Source organism: Cryobacterium sp. GrIS_2_6 (assembly GCF_035984545.1).
In the GTDB taxonomy this organism is placed as follows: domain Bacteria; phylum Actinomycetota; class Actinomycetes; order Actinomycetales; family Microbacteriaceae; genus Cryobacterium.
In genome coordinates this window covers 3,493,686-3,508,929 of the sequence record NZ_JAXCHP010000001.1, presented here as the reverse complement: position 1 = coordinate 3,508,929, position 15,244 = coordinate 3,493,686, and the positions used below count along the sequence as shown (strand labels likewise).

The window sequence follows — 15,244 nt, the reverse complement described above, 5'->3', positions numbered from 1 at the left end:
GTGCACGGGATGCTGGACGTCCGGAGGTTGCGCCTGCTTCGTGAACTGAAGATCCGCGGGACCCTCGCCGGGGTCGCCGAGGCGCTCTCGTACAGCCCGTCCGCGGTCTCCCAGCAACTCGCCCTGCTCGAGAAGGAGGCGGGCGTCGAGCTCCTGCACAAGGTGGGTCGCCGCGTGCAGCTCACCGCGCAGGCCGAGATCCTCGTCGACCACACCACCCACCTGCTCGAACGGCTCGAGATCGCCGAGGCCGAGATGATGGCCTCGCTCACGACCGTCTCGGGCACCGTGCGGGTGGCGGTCTTCCAGTCCGCGTCCCACGCCGTGATCCCCCGGGCGTTGACCCTCCTGGCCGCCGAATTCCCCCAGCTGCGTGTCGAGGTGACCGAGCGCGAGCCGGAGCGCGGCCTGTTCGAAGTGAGTGCCAGGGACTTCGACCTCGTCCTCGCCGAGCAGTACCCGGGGCACGGGCGTGCCCACAGGGCGGACCTCGACCGGGTCAACCTGGCGACGGATGCGCTGCGACTCGCGCTGCCGTCCGCGAGCGCGAGCGCTGATCTCGCAGGCCTGGCGCGGATGCCGTGGGTCATGGAACCGGAAGGTACCGTCTCCCGGTCGTGGGCGAGCCAGCTCTGCCGCGAAGCCGGGTTCGAACCCGATGTCCGGTTCGAGACCGCGGACCTGATCGCGCACATCCGCCTGATCGAATCCGGGAACGCCGTCGGTATCCTGCCCGACCTGGTCTGGGCGGGTGCCGAACCCACGGTGCGCCTCGTCGACCTGCCCGGCCACCCTCGCCGCACCCTCTTCTCTGCGGCACGCCGCTCGAGCACGAAGCGGCCGGGCGTCGTCGCCGTGCGCGACGCGCTCGCCCGCGCGGTCACGCCTTGACGGCGGTCTCGCCTTGACCGCGGTCACGCCTTGATCGGGGTCACGGGCGGGCCTTCAATGGGGTGAGCCAGCCCGCAACAGCGTGCGGAATGGGAACATCCGCGATGACCCTCAAGGACCAGGGCGGGAAAGAGATCGGCACCCTCCGACGCCAACCGACGAGCAGCCCGAGCTGATCGGCAACGCCGGCAAGGAGAAGCGACCCCGGGGAACGGCGCTGGCGACCGCGCAGCCCCGGCTGACACATTGATCGTTCGCCCTTCTCAATCGCATCACCGTCAGTTGTTTTACTTCTGCACCCGCCTCGCCTAGCGTGAATCCACATGAAGACTTTCACCCTGCCCGGCACCGATATCGTCGCTCCGAACGTCATCCTCGGCCTGATGCGCATCCAGGAGAAGAGCGACGAAGAGGTCCGCGAACTCGTGCGCACCGCCCGCGACGCCGGGATCGACTTCCTCGACCACGCTGACATCTACGGCTCAGAACTGCACGGCTGCGAACGCCGCTTCGGGGAGGCCCTGCAGCTCAGCCCCTCCCAGCGTGACGAGATCACGATCCAGACCAAGACGGGAATCGTCGGGGACGGGCCGTACTTCGATTTCTCGTACGAGCACATCATCGAATCCGTCGAGGGGTCCCTCGCCGCCCTGCGCACCGACCACATCGACATCCTGCTGCTGCACCGCCCCGACGCCCTCGTCGAACCCGAGGAGGTCGCCCGCGCGTTCGACGAACTCGAATCCACGGGCAAGGTCCGGGCATTCGGCGTCTCGAACCACACACCGCGCCAGATCGACCTGCTCCGGAAGTACGTGCGCCAGCCGATCGTCGTCAACCAGCTGCAGCTCTCGCTCACCCATGCGCCGATCATCGCGCAGGGGGTCGCCGCTAACATGAGCGGGCAGGAGCAGGCCGTCACCCGCGACGGGGGCGGAATCGTCGATTACTGCCGCCTGAACGACATCACCATCCAGGCGTGGTCGCCGTTCCAGGCCGGCTTCTTCACGGGGGTGTTCCTCGGCTCTCCCGAGTACCCCGAACTCAACGCCGTCATCGACAGGCTCTCCGCCCACTATGGCGTCCCGCCGATCGCCATCGCGACCGCCTGGATCGTGCGTCACCCGGCCAGGATGCAGGTCGTTCTCGGCACCACCACCCCCGAACGCGTCGCCGGGGCGGCCCAGGGATCCGACGTGACCCTCACCAGGGCCGAGTGGTACGAGCTGTTCCGCGCCGCCGGGCACATCGTTCCATGACCGTAGCGCAGCCGGTCCGCTGCGGGCGAAGCCGGTCGTGAAGCGGCTGGGCGCGGTCCGGGCGCGGTTGCTAGTCTCGAGGCGTGACGGAACCCACTCATGACGTTGTCATCGTCGGCGGCGGCCACAACGGATTGACCGCCGCCGCGTACCTCGCCCTCGCCGGCCGCAGCGTGATCGTGCTCGAGCGCGCAGAACACGTCGGCGGTGCCGCGGTCTCTGCCGAGGCGTTCGCGGGCGTCGACGCCCGCCTCTCGCGCTACTCCTACCTCGTCAGCCTGCTGCCGCAGCGGATCATCGAGGACCTCGGCCTCGAGATCGGCCTCGCCCGCAGGCGCTTCTCCTCCTACACGCCGAACCCGGCCGATCCGGCCGGCGGCCTCCTCGTCGACAACGGCGACGCCGAAGCCACCCGGGCGAGCTTCGACCGGATCGGCGCCGGAGCCGATTCCGACGCCTGGGCCGCCTTCTACGCCGACACCGGACGGGTCGCCCGAGCGCTCTTCCCCACGGTCTGCGAACCCCTGCCGACCCGCTCCGAGGCCCGGCTCCTGCTCGGCGACGACGCCCTGTGGGAGCGCTTCGTCGAGCATCCCCTCGGACGGACGATCACCGAGGCCTTCACGAACGACCTCGTGCGCGGCGTCGTCGCGACCGACGGCCTGATCGGCACCTTCACATCTGCGGAGGCGGGCGACCTCGCCGCGAACCGCTGCTTCCTCTACCACGTGATCGGCAACGGGACCGGGGACTGGGACGTTCCGATCGGCGGGATGGGCGCCGTGACGGGCGAACTCGAGAAGGCGGCACGCGAGGCGGGCGCCCGGATAGTGACCGACGCCGAGGTGACGAGCGTCAGCCCGGACGGAACCGTGCGCTACCGGCGCGGCGGCAGCATCCGCGAGGCCGCCGGGACGGTCGTTCTCTCGGGGGTCGCCCCCTGGGTGCTCGAGCAGCTCCTCGAAGCGGATGCCGGCGGCCGGGGCACACCAGAGGCCGCGCGTGCGGACGCGCCAGAGCCCGGGCCGAAGCCAGAGGGCGCCCAGGTCAAGGTCAACCTGCTGCTGCGCCGGCTGCCACGGCTCCGCGACACGACGGTCTCCCCCGAGGCTGCGTTCGGCGGCACCTTCCACATCAACGAGACGTACACCCAGCTCGAGGGCGCGTACGACGAGGCCGTCCGGGGGATCATCCCGGACCGGCTGCCCTGCGAGATCTATTGCCATTCCCTGAGCGACCCGAGCATCCTCTCGCCGGAACTCGCGGCGTCCGGCGCACACACCCTCACCGTCTTCGGCCTGCACGCGCCGAACCGCTGGCTGAGCGACGAGAACAACGACGCCACTCGGGCGAGGCTGCAGGACGCCGTGCTCGCCTCGCTCAACTCGGTGCTCGCCGAGCCGATCGAGGACCTGCTGCTGACGGATGCCGCCGGCGGGCCCTGCATCGAGACGAAAACGACCCTCGACCTCGAGCACGCCCTCTGCATGCCGGGCGGGAACATCTTCCACGGTCCCCTCGAGTGGCCGTTTCTCGACGACGACGCCCCGAGGGACACCGCGGCGGAGCGCTGGGGCGTCGCGACCCGGCACCCGCGCATCCTGGTCTGCGGCGCAGGCGCCCGGCGCGGCGGCGGGGTCAGCGGCATCGGCGGGCACAACGCCGCAATGGCGGTCCTCGAGGCAGAGCTCGACGACTGAACCGGCGGCTGAACCCGCGGCCGGGGCTCGCTGACGGAGCCGTCGGGCGATGCTGTGGCACGGGGACGCCCAACGGGTTTAGCCTGAAGACACGGCTCGTGTTTCACTCATCGCGGAGGTCCCCATGTCAGCCAAACCCACCGGTCGCCTTGCCCATCGCGAGGACGGGCTGTACCTCATGCTCGATCGGCTCTTCACCGCACCCATCGACGACGTCTGGGCGAGCGTCAGCCGGCCAGGCGGCCTCGCCGGGTGGATCGGGACGTACACCGGTGCGCCGGAGACCGGCGCCGTGCGCTTCAAGCTCTCCGAAACGGATGCCGAGTGGACGTACGTGACGATCCTCAAGTGCATCCCGCCGAAGCGGTTCACCGTCAACCTCGGCGAAGGGGACGCTGCGCGGCACCTGATCCTGCACCTCGTCGAAGGCGCGGGCATGACCACGCTCACCCTCGGGCAGCGCCTGCACTCCGCCGCGGATGCGGCACGGGTCGGGCCGTTCTGGGACTACTACCTGGATCGCCTCGTCGCGATGCGCACCGGGCAGCCCGTGCCCGGCCACGAGCACTACGCGGGCGCGCACGAGCTCTACTACTCCGAGCTCATCGTCCCGGACAAGCCCCCGGTCGTTCCCGTCCCCGCACCGCCGCGCGCATAGTCCTGCCGACCGTCCCCGAGGGTGCGAGCCCTCCCGGACGTGGGCCCGCCAATGCTGCTGCGCCCGCTGCCGAAACGGCCGCTGCCGCCGGCTATTCCCAGAGACTCGGGGCGGCCGCGCGGGTCGCGGGCAGGGCGACGTCGGCGCTCCACTCGAGCAGCCACGTCGGGACGGTGAGACCGGCGGGCGCCTGTCCTACGGCGGCGAGCAATTCCTCGATGCCGACGACGCCTCCGCCGCGCTTGAGGAAGCGGCCCCGGATGAAGCCGAGGGCGAGGATCTCGGGGTTCCCATCGGCATCCGGTCGCACGAAGCGCTGCTCCACGTAGACGGCCTTCTCGTCGAAGCCGAGGATGCGCGATTCGACGGCGAACCGCTGACCGACGGTGAGCGATTTACGGAAGCTGATGGTCTCGCTCACGACGACGGGGTACCAGCCTCGTGCGGTGAAGATCGGCCAGATGCCGGTGCGGTGCAGCAGGTCGAGCCTGGCGATGTCCATGATCGACAGGTACACGCCGTTATTCATGTGCCGCAGGATGTCCTGGTCGGTCGGGAGGGTCACGAACCGGGTTCTGACGACGTCGTATGACCCGACGCGGGGGCCCCGCTTCGACAGCCAGCCGTGGAAGAGGGTGCGCATCAGCATATGCATCCTGCGATGTTAACACCTCGGGTGATTGGGTAGCATTCCGGTATGGTCCCGATCGATCACCTGCTCACCTTCGCGCTCGCTTCCGTCGCCCTCATCGCGCTGCCGGGGCCGACCGTGCTGTTCGTGATCGGACGCTCCCTGGCGCTCGGGCGTCTCGGCGGTTTCCTGAGCGTGCTCGGAAACGCCCTCGGCATGCTGCCCCTCATCGCGGCCGTCGCGCTCGGCCTCGGCGCGATCGTCACCCAGTCGATCGTGGTCTTCACGATCGTCAAGGTCGTCGGGGCCGCCTACATCGTCTACCTCGGAATCCACGCGATCCGGTACCGCGGCGCGGTCACCCGGACCCGCGGTGTCACGCTCGTCGCCCGGCCGTGGTGGCGGCTACTCGCCGAAGGGTCGGTCGTCGGCGCCACCAACCCCAAGTCCATCGTGTTCTTCGTCGCCGTGCTTCCCCAGTTCGTCGACTACCGTGCGGGCGCGGTGCCGCTGCAACTCCTCACCCTCGGCACGATCTTCGTCGTGCTCGCCCTCGCCGGCGACAGCGTCTGGGCCATCGCCGCCGGCTCGGCGCGGGACTGGTTCGCGAAGTCGCCGAAACGGCTCGAAAAGCTTTCAGCGGGCGGCGGGGTCATGATGATCGGCCTCGGCGGCGTCCTCGCCGCGACCGGCGCCCAGAGCTGACCTGCCGTCCCTAACCGGGGACGGGGACCGCAACGGGCAGGGCCGCGACGCGACGGACGAAGGCGCCGAGACGGCGGTACACCTCCTGCGATTCCGGATGCCGAGCGTCCTGCTGCCAGGTGTGATGGGTGTTCGCCTGCCGCCGGTCGTAGATCAGGCTGTCCACCTGGATCGACCTGCGCTTGAGCGCTGCGATGAAGTTCAGGTTCGCCCGGTAGAAGTAGTCCCGTTCGCTCGTCGTGACGAAGACCGGCGGGAAGCCGCTGTCGAGCCATTCGATCGGGTTCATGAACCGCGCCGCGGTCCGCAGCACGACTCCGCGCCCCCGCTCGGGCAGCAGCATCCGCAGGAAGTTGAGGCTCAGCACGAAGCCGCGCTCAAACATCACCGAGAGGTCGGCGATGCTGCAGTGCTGCACGAGGCCGCGGAGGTAGCCCGGATCCACGCGGGGTTCGATGCCGTAGTGGGCCGCGAGTTCCGGTTCGAAAGCGGATGCCGCCAGGAGCGCCGCGATGTGGCCGCCTGCCGAATCCCCACCGAGGACGATCCGGGTGGGGTCCCCGCCGAAGTCGGCAACGTTGCGGGCCACCCAGTCGAGCACCGCATTGCCGTCCTCGAGCATGTGCCTGAGCTGGAACCGGGTGGCCATCCGGTAGTTGGCGTTGACGACGATCATGCCGTCAGCGGCCTGGCTCGCACAGTACTTCGTGAGCGGCGCCTTGTCGCCGGAGGTCCAGCCTCCGCCGTGGAAATACACGTACACCGGGAGAGGCCCGGCAGGGTCGTGCGGCACCATCACGTCGAGCAGGTGGTCGCGGCTCCCGTCCCCGACGTAGTCGACGTCGAGGTGGTAGTCGACGGTGGAAATCGGCTCGAGGTTGAACTTGTGCAGTTCGCCGGGGGAGAGCCGGATCATCAGGGCCCGCCAGACCCAGACGGGAACACGGCGGAGGCTGGTTTCTCGGGGTTTCAGGGTGATGCCTGCGGTCATGCGAGGGTGCTGCGGATCTGGTTCACAGCACGAACCTAGGTCCCGCGCGTGTGAGCAACCTGAGAGGACCTCATGTTCTTGTCGGGGGCAGGCTTTCTAGGGGTGCAGCGCCGCCCCGCCGAAGGCTCCGGTCGCCTCGATGACCGCGCGGCCGAGGGTGTGGAACCGGAGGGTGAAGCCGAGCACGGCGGGAGTCGACCCGGGGTCGAGGTCGAGGGCGGGGACATCCACAGCGTGCGCGATGAACTGGTAGCGGTGGGTACCGGTTCCGGGCGGCGGGCTGGCGCCGATGAAGGAGGTGAGCCTCAGCTCGTTGGGGAGGGTGACCGCGCCGGCGGGCAACTGGGCACCGCCGGGGGCGCCGGCTCCGGCGGGCAGGGACGTCACGGCGGCCGGGATGTTGAAGACCGCCCAGTGCCAGAAGCCAGAACCGGTCGGGGCATCCGGGTCGTAGAGAGTGACCGCGAAGCTCTTCGTGTCGGCCGGGAACCCGCTCCAGGACAGCTGCGGCGACCGCTCGAGGCCACCGGCTCCCGCAGCGAACTGGGCGGCCGAAAGCGGTGACCCATCGGTCACATCCGTGCTCGAGAGCGTGAAGAGCGGCACATCGCCGTAGACGGCGAGCGGATCTGCGGTGGTCATGGTCCTCCTGGCGACGGGGGTTCTTGTGCGGGTTGCCACCAGTTTAGGCTCCGGGCGTCGACGCTTCGAAGATCCTCAGGCGCTGCCAAGGTCGCACAGCGGTCGGGTCCAGCCCGGCTCGCAACGGTCCAGCAATGGACTATCCCCTTCCCGGCGTCTTCGGCATCCTGACCATCGTGTCGGTTGCCGTCATCGCGCCGCGGCTCGGGTTCGCCGCCCCGCTCCTCCTCGTACTCATCGGGATCGCGGCGAGCCTTGTCCCCGGCGTACCGGCCTTCGACTTCCCGCCCGAGCTCATCCTCGCGGTCGTCCTCCCTCCGCTCCTCTATTCGGCGGCGGTCACCGTGCCGTTGCACGACTTCCGCCGCAACGCAACGGCGATCACCGGGCTCTCGGTGCTGCTCGTGATCGTGAGCGCCGTCGCGAGCGGAGCGCTGTTCCACTGGTTACTGCCCCGCCTCAGCGCTCCCGCCGCCCTCGCGCTCGGTGCGGTCGTGAGTCCGACGGATGCGGTCGCCGCGACCTCGATGGGGCGCCGGCTTGGGCTGCCACCCCGGTTGGTGACCCTGCTGGAGGGTGAGGGACTGCTCAACGACGCCTCGGCCCTCGTACTGCTCCGCTGTGCGATCGCGGCGACGGCAGGCGGGGTGTCCCTGATCGGCGTGGCCGGGGACTTCGTGTTCGCGGTCGGAGTCGCGATCGGGATCGGTCTCGTCGTGGGGCACCTGACCGTGTGGCTGAGGTCGCGCGTGGGGAACGTCGTACTCAACACGACGATCTCATTCGCGGTGCCGTTCCTCGCGTTCATCCCGACCGACCACGTCCACGCGTCCGGGGTGCTCGCCGTCGTCGTCGCCGGGCTCGTGACCGGGCATCGGGGACCGCTGGTCTTCACGGCGGAGGTGCGGATCAGCGAACGGGTGAACTGGCGGACGATCCAGTTCGTGCTCGAGAACGGCGTCTTCCTCCTGATGGGCCTCGAACTGAAGTACCTGGTCGGCGAGGTGCACGAGGACCATGTCAGCGTCATCGAGGCCGTCGGTATCGGGCTTCTCGCGACCGTCGTCCTCGTCGGCGTCCGGGGCGCCTTCGTCGTCCCCCTTATCGCCCAGCTCACACGACACGAGCGAAGGGCCCGCGCCGGCGGCCGGGAGGTCGACTCCGCACTGCGGCGGTTGCGCACGGCCAGGCACGAGGATGTCGCCCAGGCCAGGGCCCACAGGAGGCTGACCAGGAAGCGGGCGGACCTCGACTTCCAGACGGTCGAGAGCCTCGGCTGGCGGGACGGCGCTGTGCTCGACTGGTCGGGGATGCGAGGCGTCGTCGCGCTCGCCGCCGCGCAGTCGCTGCCGACCGGCATCCCCTACCGGCCGCAGCTGATCTTCATCGCGTTCACCGTTGCCCTCGTGACACTGCTCGTGCAGGGCGGCACCCTGCCGCTGCTGATCCGCAGGCTCGGGCTCACCGGAAGCGCCGAGGCGGATGACCAGCGTGGCTTCGCAGCCCTGGTCGGCCAGGTCAGCGCGGCCGGTCTCGAGAGTCTCGGCAACCCTGCGCTCGCGCAGGACGATGGCGAACCGTTCACTGCGGAGGCGCTGTCCCGGGTGCGTGCGGACAGCATCCGCCGTGCACAGGCGCTCGACGAGACGGCGACCCCGGCCACCGGCGCCCCACACCACCAGAACCGTGCGCTCCGGCTGCGCGTGCTCGCACGTGAGCGCGCCGCCCTGCTCGACGCCCGTGATACCGGGGTCTACGGCTCGCACCTCATCGAGAGGGCCCAGCGCATGCTCGACCTCGAGGAAACCCGGCTGACCTCCAACCCCTGGGCATAACTCCTGCACATTCCCCGACGGTGGACTTCCTGCCGCGTGATTCCGGGGCGCCCGCCGCCAACCCCGGGAATGTGCAGGAGTTATGCCGAACCAGGACGGGTAACATGGCGCGGTGGCCATTCCGAAGATCCTGCTTTACTACGTCTTCACGCCGATCGCCGACCCCGAGGCCGTGCGACTCTGGCAGCGTGACCTGTGCGAAGCCCTCGCCCTCCGCGGTCGCATCCTGATCTCGAAGGACGGGCTCAACGGCACGATCGGCGGCGACCTCCCGGCCGTGAAACGTTACGTGCGGAAGACGCGCGAGTACCCGGCGTTCCACGACATAGACTTCCGGTGGAGCGAAGGCACCGGGCTCGACGAGACCGGCCTGAGCCTCGACTTCCCGCGCCTCGTGGTGAAAGTGCGCGAGGAGATCGTGAGCTTCGGCGCTCCCGCCGACCTCACGGTCACCGCGGCAGGAGTGCAAGGCGGCGGCACCCGGCTCTCCCCCGCCGCGCTGCACGAACTCGCCGCCGAGCGCGGCGACGACCTGGTCTTCTTCGACGGCCGCAATTCCTTCGAAGCGAAGATCGGACGCTTCCGGGGCGCCGTCGTTCCCGACGTCGCGACGACCCGCGACTTCGCCGCCGAGCTCGACAGCGGCCGGTTCGACCACCTCAAGAACCGGCCGGTCGTGACGTACTGCACCGGCGGCATCCGCTGCGAGGTGCTCAGCTCACTGATGAAGGACCGCGGATTCGGCGAGGTCTACCAGCTCGATGGCGGCATCGTGGGGTACGGCGAGGCATACGGGAATGCCGGTCTCTGGGACGGTTCGCTTTATGTCTTCGACCAGCGGATGTCCGTCGACTTCGCCGGGGACACCGCGGTCCTCGGTCGCTGCGCCTGTTGCGCGGCAGCGACGAACCAGATGCAGAACTGCCGCGAGCCGTCCTGCCGCGCACAGCTCGTCGTCTGCCCTGGCTGCGCCGCTCCGGCGCCCGCCTGCCCCGCGCACTCCTAACCGGCCGCGCGCGGGCGAGCTCACTGGCGTCCCCGGCCGAGAGGGCGAGCAGGATCAGGATGTCGAAGGTGACGCTCACGAGCGAGGTTCGCAGGGTGATCGCCGCCCCGTTGGCGGCATAGTCGACGAAGCTCAGGATGATGCTCACCGTCGCGAATGACATCGCGACGACCCGCGCCCAGTTCCGGCCGAAGTACACGAGTGCGGCGAACCCGAGGTTGAGGGCGAGGACGACCCCGTAGCCGGCCAGCAGGATCCCGAGGGTGACCCCTGCCGTCGCGGGGTCGACGGTGCCAGCCGGCTTGCCGTCGAGGGCGATGGCCGCGACGAATCCTGGCCAGTCGAGCGCTGTGAGGACGATGACACCGAGACCGGACAGGACCCGCGCGCCGAGCATCAGGGCTCCGACGCTGATCGATGCCGGCCGCCGCCGGTGGACGCCGGGCGCGGACGGCACGATCGAAGGTCCCCGACGCGAGCCAGTCGACCCTCGTCCCACCGGGGAGTAGCCAGCCGTCCGAGCAGCGCCAGAACCGCGCGTGGTGCCGCTTGGCCGGATTCTCGGCGACCTCCTGCTGGTAGGCGAAGTCCTGCATCCGGTCGAACAGGAACAGCGCACTGACCGGCGCCTCGTCATAGCTGCGCCTCGCGAGCGTCGCCGAGACCATCCTCCAGGTTGTGCCTGGCGTGATGTCGTCCGCCCGAAAGGCGTCCATTCCCGCGCTCACCGAGAGCCGGCACGGCACGACCCGCACGTTCTCTGGCACGAGGGCGGCGGTCAAAGCGTTCATGCTACCGAGTAGGCGGAACGCGGGTGAGGGGCGGGAAGTAGGCTCGGAGCATGACTAGTGAGACTCAGTTCCGCGCCATCGTCGTCGAACGAACTGTTGCGGAGGACGGCACGAAGTCGCAGCACGCGACGCTCACGCTCGTCGACGATTCCTTCCTGATGCCGGGTGACGTGACCATCACCGTCGACTACTCGAGCCTCAACTACAAGGACGGGCTCGCGCTCGCCGGCCGCCCCGGGGTCATCCGCTCCTGGCCCCTCATCGCCGGGATCGACCTCGTCGGCACCGTCGAGTCGAGCGAGGACCCGCGCTGGGCACCAGGAGACCGGGTCATCCTGAACGGCTCCGGCCTGGGCGAGACCCACCACGGCGGCCTCGCCGAACGCGCGAGGGTCTCCGGCGCATCTTTGGTACGCCTGCCCGCCGGGATCAGTGCCCTTCGGGCCGCCGCGATCGGCACGGCCGGATTCACCGCCATGCTCGCCGTGCTCGCGCTCGAACGCGCCGGGACAACGCCGGACTCCGGCCCTGTGCTCGTCACCGGCGCCGCCGGCGGCGTCGGCTCGATCGCGGTGGCCCTGCTCTCGGCCAGGGGCTACCGGGTGACGGCATCGACCGGCCGCGTCGACGAACTCGGCGACTACCTCCGCGGCCTCGGGGCCGAGGCGATCCTGGACCGGAGCACCCTCTCCGAGCCCGGAAAACCGCTTCAGGCCCAGCGCTGGGCCGCGGCCGTCGACTCCGTCGGAAGCGCCACCCTCGCCAATGTCCTCGCCCAGGCGAACTACGGGGCCGTGATCACCGCGTGCGGCCTCGCCCAGGGCGCCGACCTCCCGACGACGGTGATGCCCTTCATCCTGCGCGGGGTCAGCCTTGTGGGCATCAATTCCGTCGAGGCCCCACCGGCCCTCCGGGAACAGGCATGGTCGCGGCTCGAATCCGACCTCGACCTGGCGCTCCTCGACGGCCTGACGTCGGGCATCACGCTCGAGGAAGCGATCCCGGCGGCCGATGACATCCTCGCGGGTCGGCTGCACGGGCGCACAGTCGTCGCGATCCACGAATAGCTCGGTCAAACGCGATTCAATCGCGGCAGAACCGCCCAGTACCGCTATCACAGCGGATGCCCCACGGCGCACCCCCAGGCTTTCGGCGCGCCGTAATCCCCCACTAGTGGGGGATACTTTGGAAGAAAATGAGCGTACCTTGCATAACAGGAACCCCCTTCACCGGGGGTGACAGGTCCCGGGCCACCCATTCCGGAACCGCATACAGGTAGTAATGCAGAGCACCGACTCATCCCCGAGGCGGCTGCTGTACTCCCCCAATAGAGTGATCCGCACGCACTCGTTACCCGAAACGAAGCGCCGTCTCATGAATGAACTCTTTCACCGACCCCCGGAATGGTCCGGAATGATTCCTGGGGCCGTCGCATGAAGTCCAGCATCCACCGCGACACGCTGGGCGCGATCCTCGAACTCGCAACCGCCCCTCATGAGTCAGCCATGCTGGTCGTCGGGGAGCCCGGATCCGGCAAATCGCGCCTACTCGCCTCCGTCGAACCGATCGCAGGGATCGAGATCTTCCGGGTCAGGATCAATCCTGCGGAAGCCGGCTTCCCGCTCTCCGGCCTCTCGGCCTTCGTCGCCTCGTTCCAGACCCCGGCCGCCGCGGCGCTCTCGAGCGAACTCCTCATCCCCGGCGAAGCGGATGCCCGGCTCGCCGCCCGCGCGGCGGAACTCCTCGCCCTGATCCGCGACTTCACCCCCGCGACAACCCTCCTCCTGATCGACGACCTCGACCTGATGGACCTCCCGAGCCAGACCGTGTTCGCGATGGTCGCGGCGCGCCTCGGCGGCACGGGGCTGCGCCTCGTGGGCACCGTGTGTGCAGAGCCCCCCGTCGGCCCGCTCGCTTCGCTCCCGCGCATCACCCTCGACCGCCTCACCTTCGCCGAATCGATGCTCCTCGCGACCGAACTTCTCGGGTCCCAGTCCGACGAGGCGCTCCGGCGGATGCTGGCATCCTCCTCATCGGGAAGTCCGTCCGAAATCGCCAGGAACGCCCGGCTCCTGACCAGCAGGCACCTCGGGAACGCCGCCCCTGTCGCCCTGCCGTTCCGCGCCTCCCGCGCTCCCTCGACGCGGACCTCGCAGGAACCGGACGACCAGCACCTCCTGCTGGCGATGCTGTCCTGCTCCTACCTGAGCAGCCAGGATCCGATCCGGCAGAGCGGCGACCCCATCCGAGGCGCCCTGGAAGAACTCCTGTCCGCGGGAACCGTCATCCGCGACGGCCGGTACCTCCGGATTTCGGACTCAGCGCTGCGTTCCCATCTCTATTGGTCAATCGACGCCGGTACCCGCGCCGAATTCCATGCCCGTGCCGCCCGCAGCGAGGACGCACCCGGCGGGGATCCCGGCCTCGCCGCGTGGCACCGCAGCTGGGCGGACGCCGGCAGCCTCTCCTCGGACGAACTGCTCGCTTCCGCTGCCGAATTCGGCCGCAGGGGCCTGATCTGGCAGTCCGTCGAACTCGCCGAACGCGCCCTCGCCCTCGCGCTCGACGCCACCGGAAGCCCCGAGGCCCTGCTCGAGGTCGCGGAGGCGCTGTACCTGCAGGGCGAACTCTCCTATGCGGCCCGCTATGCCAGGCTCGGCCAGCGCAGGACCGGCTCGCTCGCCACGGTCACAAAGCTCGCGACCCTGCGCAGCGGAATCGAATTCATGTCGACCCACCAGCTGCTCACGACCGACCTCGACGACTGGGTAGGGCCGCGCGGCGCGAGCGGCAGGACGGAAGACCTCGCCCGCATGCTCGGCATGAGCGCCCTCAGTCACGCCGAGCGCTGGGAGGTCGACGCCGCGCGGGAAGCCCTCGCCAGGGGCCGTCATCTCCTCGAAAGCGCAACCCCGGAGTCCGTCGAACTCCACGAGCTGTCCGCACTGCTGCTGTCCGCTCTCGAGGGTGACCCTGGACCCTCGACCCGGATGTTCGAGCGGCTGTCCCGGCACGGCTGGACCGAGGAGACGAGCGCCAGGGCCCTGTCCGTCCTCGGCCGCAGCCTCACGTTCATCGACCGATACGGCGACGCCAGGCGGGTACTGCGCACCGTCGTCGGCCTCGAGCCCCCGCCGGACCCGATCGTCCTGCAGACGGCCAGATACTACCTCGCGGAGAACGAAATTCTCGCCGGAAACCAATTCGAGGCCATGGCCATCATCGAATCGCTCACAGGATCCGGGACGGAACAGGTGCATCGCCGCCCGCTCCAGCTGCTGACGGCCTGGTACTGGCAGGCCCGCGGAGACCGAGTGCGCGCGGACGCGGCGATCGAGCTCTGCAACCGCAGCTTCGCGACGAGCGACCATCCGGCTCTCGCCGCCCGGCTCGTTGCCGACCAGGGCCGGTTCGCCCTCATGGAGGGCCGGTTCGACGATGCGATCGCATTCCTGCACCGGGCCGGCGCAATCGGGTCAGCGTTCCGCAACCCCTCGCTGCTCCGGAGCCACGTCGACCTGATCGAGGCATACGTGCTGTCCGGCCGACTGCGGGAGGCCGTGATCCAGTTCCGTGAGTTCCGGGCCAGGGCCCGGCTCTTCCACACCCGGTGGACGGTGCTCGCCACTGCGCGGGCCGAGGCCCTCCTGACACCCGGCGAGGCATCCATCGCCGTCTTTGAACAGGCCGCTGGCCTCTGGCAGCCGGGCGATTCGCAATTCGAGCAGGGCCGCACCCTCCTGAGCTTCGCCGACCGGCTCGTGAGCCTCGGGCACGGCAGGGAAGGCGCAGACCAGTACCTGGCCGCACGGATGATCTTCACCCAACTCGGCGCCATCCCGTGGGCCAGAAAAGCGGATGCCGTCCGCCTGGGCACCCACGCCCCGAGCGTCAATCCCCTCCTCGCGACCCTTGCCCCCGACGAACGACTCGTCGCCGAACTCGTGCAACAGGGCAAACGCAACAAGGAGATCGCCGCCGAGCTCTTCGTGTCCCTGCGCACAGTGGAGGTGCGCCTCACCCGGACATACAACAAGCTCGGTGCCAAGTCCCGTTCGCACCTGATCGCGCTGCTCTCCGGCACCGGCACGGTACTCTCAGACGGCGCGGCAAGCGGGATGGTCTGATATACAGG

General features: G+C 69.4%; 12 protein-coding genes and 1 pseudogene. 9 read left to right on the top strand and 4 right to left on the bottom strand.

The features are described 5' to 3' along the window. Positions 1 to 9: 9 nt before the first annotated feature. The 4 genes from RCH22_RS16985 (at position 10) to RCH22_RS16970 (ending at position 4,508) form a co-directional block, all read left to right on the top strand. The gene (locus RCH22_RS16985; RefSeq protein WP_134449181.1) at positions 10 to 891 is read left to right on the top strand and encodes a LysR family transcriptional regulator; all 882 of its coding nucleotides are present in this window, start codon (positions 10 to 12) and stop codon (positions 889 to 891) included. Positions 892 to 1,214: 323 nt separating this feature from the next. Next, positions 1,215 to 2,150 carry an aldo/keto reductase gene (locus RCH22_RS16980; protein ID WP_327014834.1) on the top strand — a complete coding sequence of 312 codons (936 nt, stop codon included), beginning with the start codon at positions 1,215 to 1,217 and terminating at the stop codon, positions 2,148 to 2,150. 83 nt (positions 2,151 to 2,233) lie between these two features. Beyond that, positions 2,234 to 3,850, top strand: a complete 1,617-nt coding sequence (locus RCH22_RS16975; RefSeq protein WP_327014833.1) for an NAD(P)/FAD-dependent oxidoreductase — start codon at positions 2,234 to 2,236, stop codon at positions 3,848 to 3,850. Between the two features lie 124 nt (positions 3,851 to 3,974). Next, positions 3,975 to 4,508, top strand: a complete 534-nt coding sequence (locus RCH22_RS16970; protein WP_327014832.1) for an SRPBCC domain-containing protein — start codon at positions 3,975 to 3,977, stop codon at positions 4,506 to 4,508. Between the two features lie 91 nt (positions 4,509 to 4,599). On the opposite strand, the gene RCH22_RS16965 is transcribed toward RCH22_RS16970, so the two are convergent. Further along, positions 4,600 to 5,163 carry an acyl-CoA thioesterase gene (locus RCH22_RS16965; RefSeq protein WP_327014831.1) on the bottom strand — a complete coding sequence of 188 codons (564 nt, stop codon included), beginning with the start codon at positions 5,161 to 5,163 and terminating at the stop codon, positions 4,600 to 4,602. Positions 5,164 to 5,205: 42 nt separating this feature from the next. On the opposite strand from RCH22_RS16965, the gene RCH22_RS16960 reads away from it, so the two are divergent. Next, positions 5,206 to 5,844 carry a LysE family translocator gene (locus RCH22_RS16960; protein ID WP_327014830.1) on the top strand — a complete coding sequence of 213 codons (639 nt, stop codon included), beginning with the start codon at positions 5,206 to 5,208 and terminating at the stop codon, positions 5,842 to 5,844. Between the two features lie 10 nt (positions 5,845 to 5,854). Here the strand turns inward: RCH22_RS16960 and RCH22_RS16955 are convergent, their stop codons facing one another. Further along, positions 5,855 to 6,835, bottom strand: a complete 981-nt coding sequence (locus RCH22_RS16955; RefSeq protein WP_327014829.1) for an alpha/beta hydrolase — start codon at positions 6,833 to 6,835, stop codon at positions 5,855 to 5,857. A gap of 96 nt (positions 6,836 to 6,931) precedes the next feature. Continuing rightward, positions 6,932 to 7,477 (bottom strand): YbhB/YbcL family Raf kinase inhibitor-like protein, encoded by a 546-nt coding sequence (locus RCH22_RS16950; protein WP_327014828.1) that lies wholly within the window; start codon positions 7,475 to 7,477, stop codon positions 6,932 to 6,934. Between the two features lie 134 nt (positions 7,478 to 7,611). On the opposite strand from RCH22_RS16950, the gene RCH22_RS16945 reads away from it, so the two are divergent. Next, positions 7,612 to 9,312 (top strand): cation:proton antiporter, encoded by a 1,701-nt coding sequence (locus tag RCH22_RS16945; RefSeq protein ID WP_327014827.1) that lies wholly within the window; start codon positions 7,612 to 7,614, stop codon positions 9,310 to 9,312. 112 nt (positions 9,313 to 9,424) lie between these two features. Continuing rightward, positions 9,425 to 10,318, top strand: coding sequence for a rhodanese-related sulfurtransferase (locus RCH22_RS16940; protein ID WP_327014826.1), 894 nt, complete (start codon positions 9,425 to 9,427; stop codon positions 10,316 to 10,318). 455 nt (positions 10,319 to 10,773) lie between these two features. Here the strand turns inward: RCH22_RS16940 and RCH22_RS16935 are convergent. Continuing rightward, a pseudogene (locus tag RCH22_RS16935) lies at positions 10,774 to 11,034 on the bottom strand (LssY C-terminal domain-containing protein); the annotation flags it as partial. Positions 11,035 to 11,159: 125 nt separating this feature from the next. On the opposite strand from RCH22_RS16935, the gene RCH22_RS16930 reads away from it, so the two are divergent. Both RCH22_RS16930 and RCH22_RS16925 read left to right on the top strand, forming a co-directional pair. Then, the gene (locus RCH22_RS16930; RefSeq protein WP_327014825.1) at positions 11,160 to 12,176 is read left to right on the top strand and encodes an MDR family oxidoreductase; all 1,017 of its coding nucleotides are present in this window, start codon (positions 11,160 to 11,162) and stop codon (positions 12,174 to 12,176) included. A 366-nt stretch (positions 12,177 to 12,542) separates the two neighbouring features. Beyond that, positions 12,543 to 15,236, top strand: a complete 2,694-nt coding sequence (locus RCH22_RS16925) for a LuxR C-terminal-related transcriptional regulator (RefSeq protein WP_327014824.1) — start codon at positions 12,543 to 12,545, stop codon at positions 15,234 to 15,236. Positions 15,237 to 15,244: the final 8 nt, after the last annotated feature.